This window comes from Janibacter cremeus (assembly GCF_029395675.1).
In the GTDB taxonomy this organism is placed as follows: domain Bacteria; phylum Actinomycetota; class Actinomycetes; order Actinomycetales; family Dermatophilaceae; genus Janibacter; species Janibacter cremeus_A.
The window spans coordinates 1,474,496-1,491,698 of the sequence record NZ_CP115184.1 but is presented as its reverse complement, the minus strand read 5'-3'; the positions used below and the strand labels follow the sequence as shown (position 1 = coordinate 1,491,698).

The 17,203-nt window shown below is 72.8% G+C and carries 15 protein-coding genes and 1 riboswitch; of the genes, 5 read left to right on the top strand and 10 right to left on the bottom strand.

Annotation, left to right across the window (positions count from 1 at the left end):
• Genes O9K63_RS06895 through O9K63_RS06870 form a run of 6 tightly spaced genes read right to left on the bottom strand, consistent with a single transcriptional unit; the run spans position 1 to position 6,413 of the window.
• A complete protein-coding gene (locus tag O9K63_RS06895; protein ID WP_277241785.1) occupies positions 1–540 on the bottom strand; it encodes an NUDIX hydrolase family protein in 540 nt (179 codons plus the stop codon).
• 23 nt (positions 541–563) lie between these two features.
• On the bottom strand, positions 564–1,340 hold the full coding sequence (locus O9K63_RS06890) for an ECF transporter S component (RefSeq protein ID WP_277241784.1): 777 nt from the start codon (positions 1,338–1,340) through the stop codon (positions 564–566).
• Entirely contained in the window at positions 1,337–2,971 is a 1,635-nt protein-coding gene (locus tag O9K63_RS06885) for an ABC transporter ATP-binding protein (RefSeq protein ID WP_277241782.1), read from the bottom strand. Before O9K63_RS06885 ends, O9K63_RS06890 begins: the two co-directional genes overlap by 4 nt.
• Positions 2,968–4,116 (bottom strand): energy-coupling factor transporter transmembrane component T, encoded by a 1,149-nt coding sequence (locus O9K63_RS06880; protein ID WP_277241780.1) that lies wholly within the window; start codon positions 4,114–4,116, stop codon positions 2,968–2,970. Before O9K63_RS06880 ends, O9K63_RS06885 begins: the two co-directional genes overlap by 4 nt.
• 9 nt (positions 4,117–4,125) lie before the next feature.
• Positions 4,126–5,064, bottom strand: coding sequence for a hypothetical protein (locus O9K63_RS06875; protein WP_277241778.1), 939 nt, complete (start codon positions 5,062–5,064; stop codon positions 4,126–4,128).
• On the bottom strand, positions 5,064–6,413 hold the full coding sequence (locus O9K63_RS06870) for a prenyltransferase/squalene oxidase repeat-containing protein (RefSeq protein ID WP_277241776.1): 1,350 nt from the start codon (positions 6,411–6,413) through the stop codon (positions 5,064–5,066). Before O9K63_RS06870 ends, O9K63_RS06875 begins: the two co-directional genes overlap by 1 nt.
• Before the next feature lie 86 nt (positions 6,414–6,499).
• Positions 6,500–6,611: riboswitch (cobalamin riboswitch) on the bottom strand.
• Between the two features lie 322 nt (positions 6,612–6,933).
• Between O9K63_RS06870 and ileS the strand changes: the two genes are divergently transcribed.
• Genes ileS through O9K63_RS06855 form a run of 3 tightly spaced genes read left to right on the top strand, consistent with a single transcriptional unit; the run spans position 6,934 to position 11,355 of the window.
• Positions 6,934–10,257, top strand: a complete 3,324-nt coding sequence (ileS, locus tag O9K63_RS06865; RefSeq protein WP_277241774.1) for an isoleucine--tRNA ligase — start codon at positions 6,934–6,936, stop codon at positions 10,255–10,257.
• A 31-nt stretch (positions 10,258–10,288) separates the two neighbouring features.
• Positions 10,289–10,654 carry a CidA/LrgA family protein gene (locus O9K63_RS06860; RefSeq protein WP_277241773.1) on the top strand — a complete coding sequence of 122 codons (366 nt, stop codon included), beginning with the start codon at positions 10,289–10,291 and terminating at the stop codon, positions 10,652–10,654.
• Positions 10,651–11,355 carry an LrgB family protein gene (locus O9K63_RS06855; RefSeq protein WP_277241771.1) on the top strand — a complete coding sequence of 235 codons (705 nt, stop codon included), beginning with the start codon at positions 10,651–10,653 and terminating at the stop codon, positions 11,353–11,355. Before O9K63_RS06860 ends, O9K63_RS06855 begins: the two co-directional genes overlap by 4 nt.
• Here O9K63_RS06855 and O9K63_RS06850 read toward each other — a convergent pair.
• A complete protein-coding gene (locus tag O9K63_RS06850) occupies positions 11,339–13,417 on the bottom strand; it encodes a hypothetical protein (protein ID WP_277241769.1) in 2,079 nt (692 codons plus the stop codon). The genes O9K63_RS06855 and O9K63_RS06850 overlap by 17 nt on opposite strands.
• Before the next feature lie 105 nt (positions 13,418–13,522).
• Between O9K63_RS06850 and O9K63_RS06845 the strand changes: the two genes are divergently transcribed.
• Positions 13,523–13,915: a hypothetical protein gene (locus tag O9K63_RS06845; protein WP_277241767.1), complete on the top strand. Its 393-nt coding sequence runs from the start codon at positions 13,523–13,525 to the stop codon at positions 13,913–13,915.
• A gap of 57 nt (positions 13,916–13,972) precedes the next feature.
• Here O9K63_RS06845 and O9K63_RS06840 read toward each other — a convergent pair whose 3' ends face one another.
• From O9K63_RS06840 to O9K63_RS06830, 3 genes are all read right to left on the bottom strand, one after another.
• Complete coding sequence (locus O9K63_RS06840; protein ID WP_277241765.1) at positions 13,973–14,491, bottom strand: SRPBCC domain-containing protein; 519 nt, start codon at positions 14,489–14,491, stop codon at positions 13,973–13,975.
• Complete coding sequence (locus O9K63_RS06835) at positions 14,488–14,820, bottom strand: ArsR/SmtB family transcription factor (RefSeq protein ID WP_277241763.1); 333 nt, start codon at positions 14,818–14,820, stop codon at positions 14,488–14,490. The genes O9K63_RS06840 and O9K63_RS06835 overlap by 4 nt, the downstream gene beginning before the upstream one ends.
• Positions 14,821–14,980: 160 nt before the next feature.
• Entirely contained in the window at positions 14,981–15,529 is a 549-nt protein-coding gene (locus tag O9K63_RS06830) for a helix-turn-helix domain-containing protein (RefSeq protein WP_277241761.1), read from the bottom strand.
• A 77-nt stretch (positions 15,530–15,606) separates the two neighbouring features.
• Between O9K63_RS06830 and O9K63_RS06825 the strand changes: the two genes are divergently transcribed.
• On the top strand, positions 15,607–17,199 hold the full coding sequence (locus tag O9K63_RS06825; protein WP_277241759.1) for a bifunctional NAD(P)/FAD-dependent oxidoreductase/class I SAM-dependent methyltransferase: 1,593 nt from the start codon (positions 15,607–15,609) through the stop codon (positions 17,197–17,199).
• Positions 17,200–17,203 lie beyond the last annotated feature (4 nt).

Below are 17,203 nucleotides of genomic sequence, written 5' to 3'. Positions count from 1 at the left end.
TCAGAAGCTGCCGTGCCCCAGGTGCGACATCGCCTGCTGGAGCAGGGCACCGTGGCCCCCGGCCATCTCCGCCTGCAGCCCGGTCTCGCTCGCCTCTGCGGGGGTGAGCCACGCCAGGTCGAGGGCGTCGTGCTGCGGGGCGCAGTCACCGCGCACAGGCACGATGTAGCTCAGCGCGACCGCGTGCTGGCGCGGGTCGTGGAAGGGCGTGATGCCCGGCGTCGGGAAGAACTCGGCGACCGTGAAGGGCACGGGGGAGGCGGGGACGGAGGGCAGCGCCATCGGGCCGAGGTCCTTCTCCAGGTGCCGCACGAGGGCGTCGCGCACCCGCTCGTGGTAGTTGACCCGACCCGCGATGAGCTCACGGTCCATCGTGCCGGTGTCGGAGGCGCGCAGGAGCAGCCCGACCCTCGTCACCGAGCCGTTGTCGGCCACCCGCACGGGGACCGCCGCGACGTAGAGGATGGGGACCCGCCCGCGGATGTTGTCCAGGTCCTCGCGGCTGAGCCACGCTTCGTGTCGGTCCAGGTCCGTCGGCATGGCGCCATCCTCGCAGACGGGTCTCAGGCCGCGGCGAACGAGGCCCGACGGGCGGCCCGCCGCAGCGCGCCGAGGACCGGGCGCCCGGTCAGCGCGATGAGCGCGACGTTGGTCAGGGCCCGGCCGATGTCCCAGCCGAGGGAGGTCGCGAGGGAGAAGGCCAGGAAACGGGTGAGGTTCTCGGTGACCGGCGCACCTGCGACGAAGGACAGCGACTCCTCGCCCTGCACCGTGAACGGCCAGAAGGAGAAGTTCAGGGCGGCACCGTAGAGCAGGCCGGTCACCGCGCCGTAGCCGCAGAGCAGGACGATCTCCGCCGCCCCCTTCGCCCGTGGCAGCAGACCGGCGCCGAGACCGACCCAGGCGGCGGCGAGCATCTGGAAGGGCAGCCACGGGCCGACGCCGGCGGTGATGAGGGCGCTCGAGGCGAGTGTCGTCGCGCCGAGGACGAAGCCGAAGCCGGGACCGAAGACGCGCCCGGCGAGGATGAGCAGGAAGAAGACCGTCTCCAGCCCGGCCGAGCCCGCCCCGAGCGGACGCAGCGCGGCGCCGACCGCGGACAGCACCCCGAGCATGGCCACGGCCTTGGTGTCCAGGCCACCGTCGCTGACCTCGGCGAGGACGACCGCGAGCACGCCGACGAGGATCGCGGCGAAGACGAGCGGGGCGTCCCCGGAGTGGGACAGGCCGGTGTCGGGGGAGATGAGCAGCGGCCAGAGGAAGGCGAACGCGCCGGCGATGCTCGTCAGGGCGATCGCGGCGACGGCCCGGGGACGCAGCGCGAGCGCGGTGTGCCTCACGGGGACGCCTCCTGCGCGGCGGCGACCGACTCGCGCACGCCGGCCACGGTGAGCAGGGGCACGGGCGCGAGCACCTTGGCCACCTGCGGCGCGAAGGCGGGCGAGGAGACGACCACCTCGGCCGTCGGGCCGTCGGCGATGACCTCCCCGTCGGCCATGATGACGACCCGGTCGGCCGCCTCGGCGACGAACTCGACGTCGTGTGTGGACAGCACGACGGTGCGCCCGCGGGCGACCAGGGCGCGCAGTGCGCGGCCCAGGGCGCGCTTGGCGGAGTAGTCCAGACCCCGGGTGGGCTCGTCGAGCAGGAGCACCGGCGGGTCGGCGGTCAGCTGGACGGCGAGGACGAGCGAGAGGCGTTGGCCCTCGGACAGGTCACGCGGGTGCATCCCGGACGGGATGCCGGGGGCGATCTCCTCCAGCAGCACCGCGCAGCTGCCCGGGTCGCGGCCGGCATCCGCATCGGCACGGGCGCACTCCGCGCCCACCGTCTCGAGGTAGAGCAGGTCACCCGGGGTCTGCGGTACGAGGCCCACCACGGATCGTCGGGCAGCCGGCTTCAGCTCGCCCGGGTCGACGCCGTCGACCACGACGCTCCCCGCGGTCCGCGTGCCCGACCCCTGCAGTGCCCACAGCAGCGAGGACTTGCCGGCGCCGTTGCGGCCCATCACGGCCGTGACCGTGCCGGGGTGCAGCGTCAGGTCGACGTCGTCGACGGCGACCAGCCGGCCGTGGCGCACGGTCACCCCCTTCGCCTCGAGCCCGCCGGGCCGCACCGGGGGAGTGGCGGGGGCCGGTGCCTGCGTCAGCTGCCCGCGAAGGGGGCGGGCCGCCCGGCGCGCATCGCGCACCGACAGCGGCAGCGGGGACCACCCGGCCCACCGGCCGAGCTCGACGACGGGCGGGGCGACGGAGGAGGTGGTCATCATGTGCGCGGGCGGACCGTGCTCGACACGGCCGTCGGCGACGTGGATGACCGAGTCGGCATGGTGGATGACCCGCTCGATGCGGTGCTCGGCGACGACCACGGTCGTCGACAGGTCGTGCACGAGCCGGGAGATCGCGGCGAGGACGTCCTCGGCGGCGGTCGGGTCCAGCGCGGAGGTCGGCTCGTCGAGGACGATGACCCTGGGGTGCTGCGTGAGCACGGCGCCGATGGCCACGCGCTGCTGCTGCCCGCCGGAGAGGTCGCGCAGCGGGGCGTCGCGCAGGTCGGCGACGTCCATGACGTCCAGGGCCTCCTCGACGCGGCGCCGCATGGTCGCCGGGGGCAGACCGAGCTGCTCCATCCCGTACGCGAGCTCGGCCTCGACCGTCTCGGTGACGAAGCCGGCGAGCGGGTCCTGCCCGACGACACCGACGACGTCGGCGAGGTCGCGGGGCAGGTGGGTGCGGGTGTCCCGGCCGGCGACGAGCACGCGCCCCTGCAGGTGGCCGCCGGTGAAGTGGGGGACGAGCCCGTTGATCGCGCCGAGGAGCGTCGACTTGCCCGAGCCGGTGCGCCCGACGACGAGGACGAGCTCGCCCTCGTCGACGGTCAGGTCGACGTGGGAGAGCGCCGGGGTCCCGCTGCCGTCGTAGGTGAGCGTCACGTCCTCGAAGACGATGGCGGGCTCGGGTGCCCAGCTCATGTCCGGCTCCCTTCGGTCTCGGGGTGGGGGACCGGGCCGGCGCCGGCGCGTCGGGTGCGGTCACGCCGGCGGCCCAGCGGTGGCGGCGGTGTGAGGAGACCGGGCAGCGTCGCGACGAGCAGGCCGAGGGTGAGGATCCACGGTAGCGGCGGCGGAGCGATCGGGGTGAGTGACATGCTCAGCGCGGCCGGCTCGAGGGCCGTGCTGGCGAAGGCCGCGACCGCGGCGAGGAGACCGCACACGGCGGTGGTGGTCTCCGCGCTGCGCCACGGGGCCGGTCGGTAGACGGTGCGCGTCACCGCGGTGGACCCACTGGCCAGACCGAGGGCGCCCAGGACCGCCCCGACCAGTAGGAGGGGCAGACCGAGCCACCCGGGACTCGTCGCGTCGAGCAGGCCGTAGCTGCCGATGGTCATGGCGAGCAGACCGCCGAGGGCGAGCGCCCCGGTGAGCCGGTGGCGTGCGGGGGAGGTCTCGTTGCGCCGTCCGTACCCGCGCGAGTCCATCGAGGCCGCGAGGGCCATGGACCGCTCGAGGGTGTCCTCCAGGACCGGCATGGCCACCCGGCGGAAGGCCGTGACCCCCCGCGCACCGTCCCCGCGCAGCAACCGGGCCCGGTGGACACGGCGCACGGACTCGGCCAGCTGCGGCGCGACGCTGATCGCCACGACGATCGCGGTGCCGATCTCCTGCAGCGCGCCGGGCAGGGCGGCGAGCAGCCGCTTGGGGTCGGCCAGGGCGTTCGCCGCACCGATGCACAGGATCATCGTCGCCAGGCGCATGCCCTCGAAGGTCGCCGCGAGGAGCCCCTCGAGCCGCACGTCACCGAGCAGGTTGATCCCGGCGGCCCAGCCGGGCAGCTCGATGAGCGGCAGCGGCAGGACGGTGATCTCCCCCCACTTCAGGCCGACGAGCACGTGCAGCACGATCCGCAGCCCGATGATGAATCCGCCGAGGATCGCGTAGAGCCCGAAGGCGCGCGCCCACGGCGAGTCGCTGCGGCGGGAGACGACGACGAAGGTCACCGCGCTGGCCGCGATGAGCAGCACGAGCGGGTTGTTCGTCTGCGAGACCGCCACGGCGAGCCCGATGGCCCACAGCCACCAGGCCCCCGGGTGGATCGCTCGCGGCGTCGAGGAGAGCACGAAGGGAGGTCAGTCCTCTCGCCGTCGGGCCATGACGACGGCGCCGCCGGCGAGGGCGGTGAGCAGACCACCTCCGACGAGGGCGGGGACGAGGGCACTGCTGTCGTCCCCGGAGGCCGTGGTCTCGTCCGCGGCGACGACCGCCTCGTCCGACGCGCTGTCGGACGGACCGGCCTCCGAGGTGCGCGAGGTGGTCGACGAGCTCTTCCATTTCTTGGCGCTGGACTTCTTCTCCCGCTTCGTCTCCTTCGCCCGCTTCGCCTCCTTCGTCCTCGTGGCCTTGCCGGATGCCGCCGTGGGGGAGGACGAGGTGGCGGAGCCGGACCCGGTCGGGGCGGCGGTGTCGGTGCTGGTCGAGGACGGCACCGTCGCGTCGGAGGGGGTGGACGACCCGGGCGAGCCGCCCGGGTCGCTGCCGGTGGACCCGCTGCCCGTGCCGCTGGGCGCGGCGGGGGCGCTGGAGGTCGGCGTGGGCGTGGACCGCTGCGTCGGGGTGCTGGTCGGGGACGGCGCGGGAGCGGCCGGCGGTGGGGTGCTCGGTGCCCCGCCGGATCCCAGGCTCGCCCCCACGACGCTGCCCGGGGCGGGGTCGTAGTCGTAGAACCCCCGGTTGGAGTAGGTCCACGAGCCACCGGCCTGCGCGTGGTGGAAGGACCAGTAGTTGTCTGTGGGGGGCATCATCCGGCAGCCGATCTCCGCCGGGTGGCCGTCGATCCGGCAGATCGCCCCCGGCTGGGACTGCACCCGGGTGACGCTGAAGCCGGCCTGCTCGATCGCGGCGCCGGCGGAGGACGGGTCACCCGGGACGCAGCGCACCTGGCTCGAGCCGCCGAAGTCGACGACCACGCCCACCCCGGTGCATCCGGCGGCCTGGGCGGGTGCGGCCACGGCCGGGCCGGCCGCCGCGAGGAGGACGGCCGTGCCGAGGCGGGCGATGGCGCGCAGCATCAGCGCTGCTGCGGGGCGGTGCGACGTCGGGCGACGACGACCAGGGCCGCGGTCAGACCGCCCGCACCGAGTGCGAGCAGGAGGTCGGGCGTGCCGGTGGTGGCACCGTCGGTCTGCACGACCTCCGGGCGCTCCGGCTCGGGAGCGGTGGTGCCGCCGTCGGTCGGGGTGGTTGGTCCGGCCGTCGCGTCGTCGGTCGGCTCGGTCGTGCCGTCGGCGGGGTCGCCCGTTGCCTCGTCGGTCGGCCCGGTCGGCCCGGTCGTGCCGTCGTCGCTTGGCTCGGCGGTCGCGCACTCGAGCGTCGGCGTGGCCGCCGACTGACCCGAGGCGCTGACCGTGGCATAGGACTCGTCGGTCTGGCCCAGGATCGCCTGGGCGGTGGTGCGGGTGATGGTGCCGTCCGGCTGGGCATCGGCTCCCTGGGCGGTGGCGGCGTCGAAGTCGGCCCGGTTGTAGGCGATCCCACCGGCCAGGGCGGGGGTCTCGCACCCGAAGGTCACGGACTCGAGGTACTGCAGCGCCCGGCCGCGGGCGTCCTCCCGCCCGGCGAGACGGAAGGCGACGGCGGCCAGACCGGCGCTGTTGGCGTTGACGCCCTCGGTGGTCCGGCCGCCCGCGACGCCACCGTCGGCGCCCTGGCGGCTGACGAGGTAGTCGGCGGCGTCCTGGACGGTCGCGTCGTGCCCGCCGACGACGTCGAGTGCCTGCACGGCGGTCGACGTGGCATCGGGGTCGGAGACGCACGCGTCGTCCTGGCTCGTGTCGGGCTCGTCGAAGTTCAGCCGGAAGCCACCGTCGTCGCACTGCTGCGCGAGCAGGAAGTCCACGGAGGCGGTGGAGGGGTTGACGCCGGCGCGCTCGAGTCCGATGAGGGCGAAGGACTGGCCCAGGGTGTTGGAGTAGTCGCCGTACTCCGACTGGTCGGCGAACTGGCCGTTGCCCTGCTCGAGCGACTGCAGCCGCGCGACGAGGTCGACCCCGGCGACGTCCCGGGGGTCGAGGCCCCGGGCGCCGGCGAAGGTCAGCAGCTTGGCGGTCGCCGCCGAGTACGCCTCCTCGCCGGAGCCGATGTAGGCGCCCGAGTTGGCGACGACCCAGTCGGTGGCTGCTGCGGCCGCGTCACCACCGGTCCCCGCAGCGCTCATGCCGAGGACGGCGTCGATGGTCAGGCCGTGGTCGGCGTAGCTCTGCCCGCCGGCCTCGACGAGCAGGCGGTCGTCGCCGTCGGCGAGCCGGTCGGCGAGGTAGCGCACGGAGTCGTCCGGGGTGGCGGCGGACGCAGCAGGAGCCAGGGCCAGGCCCACGGCACCGAGGGACGCGGTGAGGGCGAGGGTGGAGACGGAACGCATGGTGCGACCTTTCGAGCTGGGACCGACTGGTCGCGACCCGGGCGCTCTGCGCGTCTGGGGCTCGACCCGTTGTCCTCGACGGGTGTGGCGGAGCCTCGCGATCCGTGGGTGTTCCGGCTGGCCGACGAGCGGCTTCACGGTTGCGGGACAGCGCCGGATTCGCACCGGCTTCCCCCAACGGGTCGCGACTGCCTCTCGGCAGTGCTGTGGCCATGCTACCCGGTGCGGTCTCGAGGCTGCGCCCGCTGGGCGGACTCGACCACCGTCCACGCTGTCCTACACTGGGTGCCCACAGGCGCTCGAGCCGTCATCAGCGGCGAGCCTTCCGGAAGAACGAGTGCTGCCGGCACTTCACTAGACCCGGACGGGTGGTCACGTCACGACCGATCGACCAAGAGCGGTCTCCTCCCTTCGCGCGAAGGGGGTGGGCAAGCGGGGTGGTACCGCGGTGCGCGTGCTGAGGCAACGGCATCGTCCTCGTGGCAGGAGTTGACCACGCCGACCACCCGGAGCCGCCGCGATGACCTACCCCAAGGTCTCCACCACCGACGCGACCACCGTCGCCTCTTCCCCCTCCTTCCCGGACATCGAGCAGCACGTGCTGCGCTACTGGGAGGCCGACGGCACCTTCCAGGCCTCGATCGACCAGCGCGACCCCGGCACGGACGGGGCGAACGAGTTCGTCTTCTACGACGGACCCCCCTTCGCCAACGGCCTGCCTCACTACGGCCACCTGCTCACCGGCTACGTCAAGGACGTCATCCCGCGCTACCAGACGATGCGCGGCAAGCGCGTCGAGCGCCGCTTCGGGTGGGACACCCACGGCCTGCCGGCCGAGCTCGAGGCGATGCGCCAGCTCGGCCTGAAGACCACGGACGAGATCCGCGAGCTCGGGATCGAGAAGTTCAACGAGGCCTGCCGCGAGTCGGTGCTGAAGTACACGGGGGAGTGGCGCGACTACGTCACCCGGCAGGCGCGCTGGGTCGACTTCGACAACGACTACCGCACGCTCAACCCCGGCTTCATGGAGTCGGTGATCTGGGCCTTCAAGTCTATGTACGACAAGGGCCTGGTCTACGAGGGCTTCCGCGTGCTGCCGTACTGCTGGCAGGACGAGACCCCGCTGTCCAACCACGAGCTGCGCATGGACGACGAGGTCTACCAGCAGCGCCAGGACCCGTCGGTCACCGTCGGCCTGCGGATGGACACCACCGGCGAGGACCCCGTGCTCGACGGTGCCCACCTCCTGGTGTGGACGACGACCCCGTGGACCCTGCCGAGCCACCTGGCCGTCATGGTCGGCTCCGAGATCGACTACGTCGTCGTCGAGGCCCCGGTGCCGGGCCTCGAGGAGGAGTCCGCGCGCTACCTGCTCGCCGAGGCCCGGCTGGGCGCCTACGCCCGCGAGCTCGGTGACGAGCCGACGGTCCTCGGCCGCTACACCGGTGCCCAGCTCGTCGGGCGCACCTACACCCCGCCGATGTCGTACTACGCCGGCCACGAGAACGCCTTCCGCGTCGTCGCCGCCGACGACGCCGTGACGACCACCGACGGCTCCGGCCTGGTCCACACCGCCGGTGCCTTCGGTGAGGTCGACAAGGAGGTCACCGACCGCGAGGGCATCGAGGCGGTCATGCCGGTGGCCAAGGACGGGACCTTCACCGCGCCCGTCACCGACTACGCCGGCCTGCTCGTCTTCGACGCCAACGGCCCGATCATCGACGCGCTCAAGGCGACCACCCGCGGGCAGCAGACCGACTCGGTCACCCCCGGGACCATCCTGCTGCGCCGCGAGTCCTACGAGCACGCCTACCCGCACTGCTGGCGCTGCCGCCAGCCGCTGATCTACAAGGGCGTCGAGTCCTGGTTCGTCGAGGTCACGGCGATCAAGGACAGGATGCTCGCCAACAACGAGCAGATCACCTGGACGCCCGAGCACGTCAAGCACGGCCAGTTCGGCAGGTGGCTGGAGAACGCCCGCGACTGGTCGATCACCCGCAACCGCTTCTGGGGCAGCCCCGTCCCGGTGTGGAAGTCCGACGACCCCGCCTTCCCGCGGATCGACGTCTACGGCTCCTTCGAGGAGATCGAGCGAGACTTCGGCCGCCTGCCGGTCGACGCGGACGGTCGGCCGGACCTGCACCGGCCCTTCGTGGACGACCTGACCCGTCCCAACCCGGACGACCCGAGTGGCCGGAGCACGATGCGCCGCGTCGAGGACGTGCTCGACGTGTGGTTCGACTCCGGGTCGATGAGCTACGCGCAGGTGCACTACCCGTTCGAGAACGCCGAGTGGTTCGAGCACCACTTCCCGGGTGACTTCATCGTGGAGTACATCGGCCAGACGCGCGGCTGGTTCTACACGCTGCACGTCCTGGCGACCGCGCTCTTCGACCGGCCGGCCTTCTCCTCGTGCATCAGCCACGGGATCGTCCTGGGCAACGACGGGCAGAAGATGTCGAAGTCGCTGCGCAACTACCCGGACGTCTCCGAGGTCTTCGACCGTGACGGTGCCGACGCGATGCGCTGGTTCCTCATGTCGAGCCCGATCCTGCGCGGCGGCAACCTCGTCGTCACCGAGCAGGGGATCCGCGAGGGCGTGCGTCAGGTCCTCATCCCGCTGTGGAACAGCTACTCGTTCTTCTCCCTCTACGCCAATGCCCTGGGCGGTTCCGAGGGAACCGGCTACGAGGCGACGTGGTCGACCGACTCCACCGACCCGCTGGACCGCTACCTGCTGGCCAAGCTGCGCGAGTTCGTCGAGGAGACGACCACGCGCCTGGACGAGTACGACATCGCCGGTGCCTGCGACACGACCCGGTCCTTCACCGACGTGCTGACCAACTGGTACATCCGGCGCAGCCGCGAGCGGTTCTGGGCCACCGGGGAGGCAGGTGAGAGCGCCCTCGCCGACGCGCAGCGCGCCTGCGACACCCTCTACACCGCCCTCGAGGTCCTCACCCGGGTGGCCGCCCCCCTTCTCCCGCTGACGGCCGAGGAGATCTGGCGCGGCCTGACGGGGGAGCGCTCGGTCCACCTGGCCGACTGGCCGGACGCCGACCTGCTGCCGGCCGACCACGACCTCGTCGTGGCGATGGACACCGCCCGCGCGGTCTGCTCCTCGGCCAGCGCGCTGCGCAAGGCCAACAAGCTGCGCAACCGCCTGCCCCTGCGCGACCTCACCGTCGTCGTCCCGGACGCCGCGGCGCTCGCCGACTTCGGCGCGATCATCGCCGACGAGGTCAACGTCCGTCAGGTGAGCCTGCTCGACATCGCCGACCCGGCCGCCGAGCAGTTCGGCGTGAGCCGGAAGCTGGCCGTCAACGCGCGCGCCGCCGGTCCGCGCCTGGGCAAGCAGGTCCAGATGGCCATCAAGGGCTCGAAGTCGGGGGACTGGTCCGTGGCCGAGGACGGCACCGTCACCTCCGGCGGGATCGAGCTGGTCGAGGGCGAGTACACGCTCGAGACCGTCGCGGCCGATGACGAAGGGAGCCAGCGCGCCACCGCGATGCTCCCCGGCTCCGTGGGTGGTTTCATCGTCCTCGACACCGAGGTCACCGAGGAGCTGGCCGCCGAGGGCCTGGCCCGCGACGTCATCCGCGCGGTCCAGCAGGCCCGCCGCGACGCCGGGCTGGAGGTCTCGGACCGGATCAGCCTGACCATCACCGGCAGCCAGCCGGTCTGGGAGGCGGTCGCCACCCACCAGAACCTCGTCGTCGAGGAGACGCTCGCGAGCCAGTTCGGCTCCGCGCCGACCCTCGAGGCGCTGCCCCTGGGCGACGGTGTCGCCGAGGCCGACCTGTCCGGCAGCGAGCGGGTGCGGATCAAGGTGAGCAGGCTCTGAGGCGACGGGGACGACGTGTGACGATGGCCGGATGATCAACGGCGCGCTGTGGTTGCTCGGCTGCCAGCTGGTGGGCGAGGTGGTGGTCCGCTGGCTCGGCCTGCCCGTCCCCGGTCCGGTGCTGGGCATGGTGCTGCTCTTCGGCGTGCTGTCGGTGCGCCGCCCGGGCCCGGGGTCGGGGACCCTGCGCGTGGCCGACGGCCTGCTGCGCCACCTGCAGCTGCTCTTCGTCCCGGTGACGGTCGGGATCATGGTGCACGCGGCGGCCGTCCGGGAGCAGTGGGTGCCGGTCACCGGCGGACTGGTCCTCTCCTGGGCCGCCGGGCTGGTGACCGTGGCCGGCCTGGTGACACTGCTGGTGCGCCGGCGCGGCGTCGCTCCCGGGGACGCCTCGTGAGCGCCACCCTGGAGTACCTGCGGACGTCGCCGCTGACGTGGATCTTCGTCACGTTGCTCGCCTACCGGGTCGGGGTGTGGTTGCGGGACCGCACGCGCGGTCACCCCCTGGCCCAGCCGGTCTTCATCGCCGCCGGTCTCGTCATGGCCCTGGTCGCCGCCGTCGACATCGACTACGGGACGTACATGGAGGGCGGGCTGCTCATCCACGTGCTGCTCGGGCCGGCCACCGTGGCGCTGGCGGTCCCGCTCCACCGCCAGGCGCACCACCTCAAGGAGATGCTCGTGCCGCTCCTGGTCGCACTGCCGGTCGGGACCGTCGTGTCCATCGGCTCCGCGGTGCTGATGGTCCGGGCGCTGGGTGGGGACCGGGCGCTCGAGCTCACCGTGGCCCCCAAGTCGGCGACGACACCGGTGGCGATCGGCATCGCCGAGCAGATCGGCGGCGTGCCGGCGCTCGTCGCGGTCTTCACGATGCTCGCCGGGCTGCTCGGTGCCGTCCTGGGCCCCGGCCTGCTCGACCGGCTGCGCATCCGGGACCACCGCACCCGGGGACTGGCGCTGGGCGCGGTCTCGCACGGGGTCGGTACGTCCCGGGCCCTGCACGACCACCCCACGGAGGGCGCCTTCGCCGGGCTGTCGATGGGGCTGACGGCCCTGCTGACCAGCCTCCTCGTCCCCCTGGTCATCGCCCTGCTCTGAGCTCCCTCGTCACCCAGTCCACCGGTGCCGCCGGGTCGGGCTCGTACCAGCAGTAGGTGCCGGTACGGATCCGGGCGCGCAGGTGCGCCGCGGCCTCGGGGTGGTGCTCTGCCAAGGTCCTGATGGCGTACCGGATCGCCCGCGTGACACTGGTCCTGGCCCGCTCGGTCGACCCTCCGGTGGTGCGCTCACGGCCACCCAGGCCGCTCGCCCGGGCCAGCTCCGTGACCAGGTACTCACGGTCGGCGTGTGCCTGCTCGGAGCGGACGGCATCACCGCGCACGTCCGCGTCGGCGATGTCGGCCTCGATCTCGCCCAGGCGTCGCCGGTAGGCGGCACGCGCGCGCTCGTCGAGGACGGGCAGGCCCGCATCCGGTCCGCGGCGCGTCGTCAGCTCCCCGTGGTCGACGCAGAGGGCCTGGGTGGGGCCCGCCTCGACGAGGTCGATCGCCGGGATGTGCGTCCCCGGCGCCTCGAGCAGTCGGGCGAGGGCGCGGTGCCCGGTGAGGTCGCGGACGACGACCTCACGGCCGAGGAAACCGACGGTCCGCCGTCCACCGGTTGCGGTGAAGGTGCCGCCCAGGGCCGGCCGGGTGGGCACGGTGAGCGGGGCGCTGCGGAGGGCGACCGGTCGCGTCAGCGACCGTGCCCAGTACGAGGGGCCGAATCGGGCGAAGCCCGAGGACGCCGTGGCCCAGGACCGTGCCGCGCCGTCCTCGTCGCCGAGCTGCGCGAGCGCCTGTCCCAGGACGCCTCTCGCACAGCTGGACTGGAAGGCCTCCTCGACCCGGTCGAAGAGCTCGGCCGCGTGCGTCGCCCGGTCCCGTGCCCGGTCCGGGTGTCCCGTGACGAGCTCGACCCGGGCGTCGGTGAGCGCGACGGCTGCCTCGCGGCCGGGGCTCGGGAACCGTCGGGCCGTCCCGGTGAGGTGTCGGGATGCGGCGACCGCCGTCTCGGTGTCCCCGCGCACCGCGGCGATCTCCACCTGCGCCTCCAGCAGGGGGGCCAGCCGCAGCTCGCCGAAGGGGGGTTGCTCCTTGGAGGGGACGTGGGCCGGCTCGGCGAGGGCCGCGGCGATCTCCCGTGCCGCCGCGTCCGGGTCCCCGCAGGCGAGCGTCAGGAGGGCCGCACCCGGCTGCGGTGCCCACCCGTGGTGCTCGGCGGCGTCGAACGCCTCCATCGCCCCGCTGACGTCACCGCGGCGCAGCCGGATGGTCCCGAGCTCGGTCAGCGGCCAGCCGAACTCACGGCGCATCCACGGACGCAGCTCGGCGCACGCCGCCAGGGCCTCGGCCTCGGCCGCGCTCCCCGGGCCCGACTGACGCAGCAGCTCTGCCTTGTGCAACCGGCAGCGGCCGTGGATCGTGCCGAAGCCGCGCTCGCCACGCCACTCGTCCATGACCACGGTCCAGTCACGGGCCCGCTCGTGGTCGCCGACACCCTGGGCGGCGCAGATCACCTCGCACATCAACATCCCGGAGGCGAGGTCCTCGAGCTCCCCGGACATCAGTGTCGACCCCACCTCGTCCAGGAGCGCCAGGCCCTGCTCGACCTCGCCGCCGAGGATGGTCAGGCGTGCCTGGGCCAGGCGCCCGAAGGCGACCGGCAGCGAGAGGCCGAGCTCGGACCCCACGGCGACGGCCACCCGGGCGTGGCGGGCGGCGGCGTCGACGTCCCCGGACAGGAAGCGCTCGTAGGTGAGCACCGCGGCCATCATCGCGCTGGCCCCGGTCGGCTCGTGGACGTCCTCGAGGGCACGGCCCGCGCGGGCCACCCATCCGCGGACCGGAGCCATCAGGCCGGTGTCGATGAGCAGGAAGAGGGCGGCACTGGCAGCGGCAGCGGCCGCACCGACGGGGTCGCCGCAGTCGAGCCGCATGGCGTACAGGCGCTCCCAGGCGCCGACACACCCCTCGAGGTCACCCGCGCCGTAGGCCGCCTGCGCCCGCAGCTCCACAGCGACCTGACCCTCCGGTCCCGTCGCCGCGTCCAGCAGCGTCAGGGCCCGGGTCCACTCGCCGTGGGCGAGGGCCGCGCTGACGTCGGACCACTCTTCCGCCATGTCCCCTCCCAGGAGCCATGCACCGCCTTGTCACAGTGTGACAGCGCCGTGTCACGCCCATCAGGTGCCAACACACACGGCCTTGCCAGGGCGAGGCGCAAGGAGATGACGATCATGCACATCCTCAAGGACAAGATCCCCGTCCGCATCGACGCACCCGGTGCGGTGGCACGCCACCAGCAGGACTTCGGTGCGGCCTCGGGCACCATGGCAGCGGAGTACTTCTCGCTCGCCGCAGGGACCGACATCGCGCCGCTCCTCAAGGGCCTCCACAACGACATGTGCTACGCGCCGCACTGGGGCTACGTCCTCGCCGGCGAGGTCGAGGTCAGCTACGCCAAGGGCGGGTCCGAGCGGTGCTCCGCCGGCGACGCCTTCCACTGGCCCGGTGGGCACAGCGTGCGGGTGGTCAGCGACGCCGAGGTCATCCTCTTCAGCCCGGCCGAGCTGCACGCCGAGGTGATTGATCACATGAAGGGGGTTCTGGGGCTCGCCTGAGCCCGACGGGGGCCGGTGATGGACCACAGTTCATGACCGGCCCCCTTCGCGCTGCGGTCAGGAGGCGGAGGCCTGGCGCTCCCACACGCCCGACTCCATGGGCGCCCCCGTCTCGAGGACCGACTTGATGCCGGAGAGGACCCACGGCCAGCCGCCGCCACCGGCGCCCATCGGGTCGGGGTTGCCGGCGACCTGCTCGGCCGTCTGCGGCCGGCCCGTGAGGTCGTGGGTCAGCGTGAGGCGGGTCGCCCCGTCGGCGGTGGCCTCGATGTCCCAGGTGACGGTGCCCGGCTCCTCGTCCGGGATCCACACCGGGGCCCAGGTCTGCACGAGGCGCCGGGGCGGGTCGGCCTCGAGGACCTCACCGGTGACGACGACCTCGGGCATGCCCATGGACCGCATCTCCTCGCTCGCCCGGTGCTCGTAGTGCCCACCCGGCTCCAGCTCGTAGGAGACATCGCCGGTGTACCCGTAGAGCCGGCTGAACTCCGGGGTGGTGATCGCCGCCCAGACCTTCTCGGGGCTGGCGTTGATGAAGATGCGGTGGACCTGCACCGCCTGCTGCGTCTCGCTCATGACTCGTCCTCCAGTGCTCTCTTGAGATCCAGCAGCGCGGAGGCCCGCGCCGCCGTGTACTTGTCGATCCAGCGGTCGTGGATCGCCCGGATGGGGACGGCATTGAGGAAGTGGCGCTTGCTCCGCCCCTGCTTGCGGGAGACGACGAGGTTCGCTTCCTCGAGCAGCCGGAGGTGCTTGGCCACCCCGAACCTCGTCATCTCCGTGTGCTCGCGCACGACCTCCTCCAGCTCGCCCTGGGTGCGCCCGTCCTGCTCGAAGAGCGCGTCCAGCAGCAGCCGGCGGGTGGGATCCGCCAGCGCCTTGAACACGAGGTCGTCATCGGTCACGACGTCACAAAATGTGACTAAAAGGTCACATGTCAACGGTCTGCGGTCGGCCGTATGGACATGACGCTGCACCACGTCGATGGACTGCTCGAGCTGCCCTCGCAGGGCAAGGGGGCCCGCCCGGGCGTGAAGAGGGCGCTCGTCTCGGGGGACCACATCCCTAGTCGTCGCGGTGCACTCGGTGCCCGCCCTGGTCGAAGATCATGATGACCTCGGCCGGCCCGCCGACTGCGGCGAAGGAGTGCGGCGTCATCGTCTCGAACTCGGCCGCCTCGCCCGTCTCCACGATGACGGTGCGCTCCCCGAGGAAGAGCTGGATCCGTCCCTCGAGGACGAAGAACCAGTCGTGGCCCGGGTGGACGCGCTGCTGCGGCCTGGTCGTCGCCGGCTCGAGCCGGACCTTCATCGCCGCCGTCGCGCCCGTGGCCTTGGTGAGCATCCACGTCGTGCGGCCGTCCTCGTGCGTCGGTGCCGGGCGGATGACCACGTCCTCGTCGATGTCTTCGGCGAGCAGCATCTCCACGTCCGTGCGCAACGCGCGGGCCAGGGGGAGGAGCACGTCGAGGCTGATCGCCCGCTTGCCCGTCTCGATGCGGCTGATCGTCGAGGGGCTGAGGTGGGAGCGAGCGGCGAGGTTGTCAAGGGAGAGGGACTGCGCTGTGCGCAGCCCGCGCAGTCGGGTGCGGACGGTCTGCTCGATCTCGCTCATGGGGCCCTCTCGATTCGATCTTGCTAATAGTGCAAGAGGGTATGCAGTATACGCTAGAGCGGCCTACGGTGAACGTCATGAGCACCCACGACCACAGCACCCCGTCCGTCGTCGAGCGACACGTCGACGTGGCCGTCGTCGGCGGTTCCGCCGCGGGCCTCGCCACGACCTTGCAGCTCTCCCGCCAGTGTCGGTCGGTGATCGTCATCGACTCCGGCGAGCCCCGGAACGCGCCCGCAGACCAGATGCACAGCTACCTCGGCCACGAGGGTCGCTCGCCCGCGGACTTCCTGCGGATCGCGCGTGAGGAGGTGCGCTCCTACGGCGCCGAGGTGCTCACCGGTCGCGCCGTCGACGTGACCCGCGAGGACGGCGGCTTCCGTGTCGCACTCAGTGGTGGACACGTGGTCCACGCCCGCCGGGTCGTCGCCGCGACCGGCCTGAGCGACGAGCTCCCCGACCTGCCCGGCCTGGCCGAGCACTGGGGTGGTGCGGTCATCCACTGCCCCTTCTGTCACGGCTACGAGGTCCGGGACACGCGCCTCGTCGCGCTCGTGACCTCGCCGATGGGTCTGCACCCGCTGCCGCTGCTGCGTCAGCTCACCGGTGACCTCACCGTCCTCGTTCACGAGGGTGTTACCGCGGATGACCCGCAGCTGCAGCTGTTGCGCGATGCGGGGGTGAAGGTCGTCGTGGCGCGGGCCGAGCGGGTGGTCAGTGACGACGCCGGCGCGCTCAGCGGAATCCGCCTCGCGGACGGCAGTGTCATCGAGGCCGACGCGATGCTCATCGGGACCCGACTGCATGCCCGGGTCGCCCCCTTCGCCGGGGTGGGTCTGACGGCCGGCGAGCACCCGACCGGAATCGCCACGTACGTCGAGGCCGACCCGATGACCGGCACCACCGCTGCCCCCGGGGTCTACGCCGTCGGCACGCTCGCCGAGCCGATGCTGCAGGTCCTGCCGACCGCCGCGGCCGGCACGCGGGTGGGCAGCATGATCGGCTTTGACCTCGCGCAGGAGGACCTGGAGGCAGCGGCGCGGCCGAACGCGCACGCCGCGGACTGGGACGGTCGCTACTGCGGTGACCTGCAGTGGAGCGGCAACCCCAACGGCTCCCTCGTCGCCGAGGTCGAGGGGCTGGCGCCGGGGTCCGCTCTCGACGTGGGAGCGGGCGAAGGGGGCGACGCCCTCTGGTTGGCCCAGCAGGGGTGGCGGGTGACGGCCAGCGACATCTCCGAGCTCGCGTTGGAGCGAGTCGGTGCGGCGGCAGGGGAGCGGGGCGTGCAGGTGGAGCGCCTCCGGGCCGACGCGAATGCGGCCGATCCCTTTGGCGGGAAGCAGTACGACCTCGTCACCGCGGCGTACGCGTCCCTCCCGCGGACGCCGGACGGGCGCGGCGTGGCCAACGTGCTCGACGCCGTGGCGCGCGGCGGTCGGCTGGTGATCATCAACCACGACACGCACGACATGGACCTGGCCGGCGGTGATGTCGAGCAGACGCGCCCCTTCGACCACAAGGCCTTCGTCGACACCGGCGAGTTCCTCGCCGCGATCAGGGGACGTTCGGGGTGGGTCATCGAGGCCGGGGAGCGTCGGACGCGTCCGGCCGGCGCCCTCTCCACGCAGCACGTGCACGACGTGGTCCTGCATGCCCGACGCACTGCCTGACGAT

What these genes read in the sequence shown, in the direction of transcription:
- O9K63_RS06830 (WP_277241761.1), bottom strand. Translation starts at nt 15,529, where the DNA reads ATGAGCGAGATCGAGCAGACCGTCCGCACCCGACTGCGCGGGCTGCGC.
- O9K63_RS06870 (WP_277241776.1), bottom strand. Translation starts at nt 6,413, where the DNA reads ATGCGTTCCGTCTCCACCCTCGCCCTCACCGCGTCCCTCGGTGCCGTG.
- O9K63_RS06850 (WP_277241769.1), bottom strand. Translation starts at nt 13,417, where the DNA reads ATGGCGGAAGAGTGGTCCGACGTCAGCGCGGCCCTCGCCCACGGCGAG.
- O9K63_RS06875 (WP_277241778.1), bottom strand. Translation starts at nt 5,064, where the DNA reads ATGCTGCGCGCCATCGCCCGCCTCGGCACGGCCGTCCTCCTCGCGGCG.
- O9K63_RS06895 (WP_277241785.1), bottom strand. Translation starts at nt 540, where the DNA reads ATGCCGACGGACCTGGACCGACACGAAGCGTGGCTCAGCCGCGAGGAC.
- O9K63_RS06860 (WP_277241773.1), top strand. Translation starts at nt 10,289, where the DNA reads ATGATCAACGGCGCGCTGTGGTTGCTCGGCTGCCAGCTGGTGGGCGAG.
- O9K63_RS06840 (WP_277241765.1), bottom strand. Translation starts at nt 14,491, where the DNA reads ATGAGCGAGACGCAGCAGGCGGTGCAGGTCCACCGCATCTTCATCAAC.
- O9K63_RS06845 (WP_277241767.1), top strand. Translation starts at nt 13,523, where the DNA reads ATGACGATCATGCACATCCTCAAGGACAAGATCCCCGTCCGCATCGAC.
- O9K63_RS06825 (WP_277241759.1), top strand. Translation starts at nt 15,607, where the DNA reads ATGAGCACCCACGACCACAGCACCCCGTCCGTCGTCGAGCGACACGTC.
- O9K63_RS06885 (WP_277241782.1), bottom strand. Translation starts at nt 2,971, where the DNA reads ATGAGCTGGGCACCCGAGCCCGCCATCGTCTTCGAGGACGTGACGCTC.
- ileS (WP_277241774.1), top strand. Translation starts at nt 6,934, where the DNA reads ATGACCTACCCCAAGGTCTCCACCACCGACGCGACCACCGTCGCCTCT.